The organism is Streptomyces sp. col6 (assembly GCF_008042035.1).
Lineage (GTDB): Bacteria > Actinomycetota > Actinomycetes > Streptomycetales > Streptomycetaceae > Streptomyces.
Genome location: NZ_RDBL01000030.1, coordinates 14,223 through 17,169, shown reverse-complemented (window position 1 = coordinate 17,169; position 2,947 = coordinate 14,223). Strand labels below are relative to the sequence as shown.

Sequence of the window (2,947 nt, the reverse complement as noted above, 5' to 3'; positions counted from 1 at the left end):
GGTTCGCCCAGCCCGCGTCGACGGCCGTCAACGGTCAGATCGTCCGGGTCTGCGGCCAGAGCCTGCTGGGGGCGTGACGCGATGAGCCTCGCCCTCTCGCTCGCCCGGGGCGTCCGGCCCGCTTGAAGGGCGAGGTGACGGCGCCCCGGGCGAGCGAGAGGGCGAGGCTCATCGCGTCACGCCCCCAGCAGGCTCTGGCCGCAGACCCGGACGATCTGACCGTTGACGGCCGTCGACGCGGGCTGGGCGAACCAGGCGGTGGTCTCGGCCACGTCGACCGGGAGACCGCCCTGCGAGAGCGAGTTCATCCGGCGGCCGGCCTCGCGGATGAAGAGCGGGACGGCGGCGGTCATCTTCGTCTCGATGAAGCCGGGGGCCACCGCGTTGACCGTGACGCCGTGGTCGGCGGCGGCGCGCGGGGCCAGCGAGCGGACGAGGCCGATGATGCCGGCCTTGCTGGCCGCGTAGTTGGTCTGGCCGTTGTTGCCGGCGATGCCCGCGATGGAAGCGGTGGCGACGATCCGGCCGCCCCTGTTGAGCGTGCCGGCCTTCAGCAGCGCGTCGGTGGTGCGCAGGACGCTGTCCAGGTTGACGTCGATGACCGAGGCCCAGCGTTCGGCGGGCATGTTGGCGAGCCGCCGGTCGCGGGTGATGCCGGCGTTGTGCACGAGGATGTCGAGCCCGTCCGGGACGGCGGCCGCGATGCGTTCGGCGGCGTCCTCGGCGGTGATGTCGAGGGGGAGCGCGGTGGCGCCGAGCCGGTCCGCGGTGCGGACCAGGTCCTCCTGGGCCTGGGGCACGTCGAGGCAGATGACCCGGGCGCCGTCGCGGGCCAGGACCGCGGCGACGGAGGCCCCGATGCCCCGGGCGGCGCCGGTGACCAGGGCGGTGCGGCCGGCGAGCGGGGCGGCCCAGTCGGCGACCTCGTCCGGGGCGGCGTCGGTGACCTCGATGACCTGGCCGCTGACGTACGCGGAGCGGGGCGAGAGCAGGAAGCGCAGGGTGGATTCGGCGGCGGCGACGGCTCCGGGCGCGATGCGCACCAGCTGCACGGTGGCGCCCTTGCCGATCTCCTTGCCCAGGGAGCGGACGAAGCCCTCCAGGGCCTGCTGGGCGGCGGCCTGGTGGTGGTCGTCCGGGGACGGCCGCACCCCGAGGACGACGACCCGGCCGCCGGGGGCGAGCGAGCGGACGACCGGGTGGAGGGCGGCGTGCACGGCGCCGAGCCCGGCCGCGGTGTCCACGGCGGTCGCGTCGAGCACCAGCGCGGCGGGCCGGTCCGCGCGGGCGGTGACCTCCAGGCCGGTGGCGGTGAGGAGCGCGGCGAGTTCCTCGGTGACGGCGGAGTCCCCGGCGGTGAGGTGGAGGACCGGGCCGGTCAGTGCCGGCGTCTCCAGGGTCCAGCGTCGCAGCCGGGTGGGCTGCGGGAGGCCGAGCTTCCGGGTGAGGAACTTGCCGGGTGCCGTGCCGGTCAGGTGCAGATAGCGGTCGGCCATTGTCCAGACTCCCTGCTCGGTCGTAGATTTACTCCGGAGTAAGGTTACTCAAGAGTCAGGAGCTGGTCGAGATGAGCTGGTCGAGTTGATTCCCCTCGCACTCCCGCAGCCCCGCCGCGTCGCGGTCATCGGGGGCAGCCGCATTCCCTTTGCCCGCTCCGACGGGCCCTACGCGCAGGCCTCCAACCAGCAGATGCTGACCGCCGCGCTCGACGGTCTCGTCGAGCGGTTCGGGCTCCTGGGCGAGCGTGTCGGCGAGTTCGCGGCGGGCGCGGTCCTCAAGCACAGCCGCGACTTCAACCTGGCCCGCGAGACGGTCCTCGGCTCCCGGCTCGACCCGCGCACCCCCGCGTACGACGTCCAGCAGGCCTGCGGCACCGGCCTCCAGGCGGTGATCGCCGCCGCGAACAAGATCATGCTCGGGGCGATCGACTCGGCGATCGCGGGCGGCACCGACACCACGAGCGACGCCCCGCTCGGTGTCAACGACGAACTGCGCAGGCTGCTGCTGTCCGTCCGGCGCGCGAAGTCGGCGGGCGCCCGCGCGAAGGCGCTGACGGGCGTACGGCCCCGGCACCTCGTCCCGGACATCCCGCGCAACGCCGAACCCCGCACCGGCCTCTCGATGGGCGACCACGCGGCGCTCACCGCCCGGCAGTGGGACATCGCCCGCGCCGATCAGGACCTCCTCGCGGCCACCAGCCACCAGCGGCTCGCCGCCGCGTACGAACGGGGCTTCCTGGACGACCTCGTCGTCCCGTACCGGGGCCTGGACCGGGACCAGAACCTGCGCCCCGGGTCCACGGTGGAGAAACTCGCCACGTTGAAGCCGGTGTTCGGCACGGACCACCCGGACGCGACGATGACCGCGGGCAACTCGACGCCGCTCACGGACGGCGCCGCGACCGTGCTCCTGGCGAGCGAGGAGTGGGCCGAGGCGCACGGCCTGGAGCCGCAGGCGTACCTCTCGCTGTACGAGACCGCCGCGGTGGACTACGTGAACGGCGAGGACGGCCTGCTGATGGCGCCCGCCTACGCGGTGCCCCGGCTGCTGGAGCGGGCCGGGCTCGGCATCGAGGACTTCGACCTCTTCGAGATCCACGAGGCCTTCGCCTCCCAGGTGCTGGCCACGCTGGCCGCCTGGGAGAAGCAGGGCCTCGCACCCGTCGACCGGGACCGGCTGAACGTGGCGGGGTCCTCCCTCGCCACCGGCCACCCGTTCGCCGCGACGGGCGCCCGCATCGTCGCCACCCTGGCCAAGCTCCTCGCGGAACGGGACGCCCCGGGCCGCGGGCTGATCTCGGTCTGCGCGGCGGGCGGCCAGGGCGTCACGGCCATTCTCGAACGCGTGTGAGCCGGAGGCCGTGGCGCGGCGGGACCGCGCCAAGGCCCCCGTACGACAGCAGTGAACCCGCCCGTCCCCCTTGCCGAGGAGCCGCACGTGTCCACGC

At 74.3% G+C, this 2,947-nt stretch carries 2 protein-coding genes; one reads left to right on the top strand and one right to left on the bottom strand.

Features of this window, described 5'->3' with window-relative positions; all coding sequences use genetic code 11:
- Positions 1–176 precede the first annotated feature (176 nt).
- Positions 177–1,496 (bottom strand): 3-oxoacyl-ACP reductase, encoded by a 1,320-nt coding sequence (locus EAO73_RS34500; RefSeq protein WP_147975476.1) that lies wholly within the window; start codon positions 1,494–1,496, stop codon positions 177–179.
- A 76-nt stretch (positions 1,497–1,572) separates the two neighbouring features.
- Here EAO73_RS34500 and EAO73_RS34495 point away from each other — a divergent pair, with 76 nt between their 5' ends.
- Positions 1,573–2,850: an acetyl-CoA C-acetyltransferase gene (locus tag EAO73_RS34495; RefSeq protein WP_147975475.1), complete on the top strand. Its 1,278-nt coding sequence runs from the start codon at positions 1,573–1,575 to the stop codon at positions 2,848–2,850.
- Positions 2,851–2,947 lie beyond the last annotated feature (97 nt).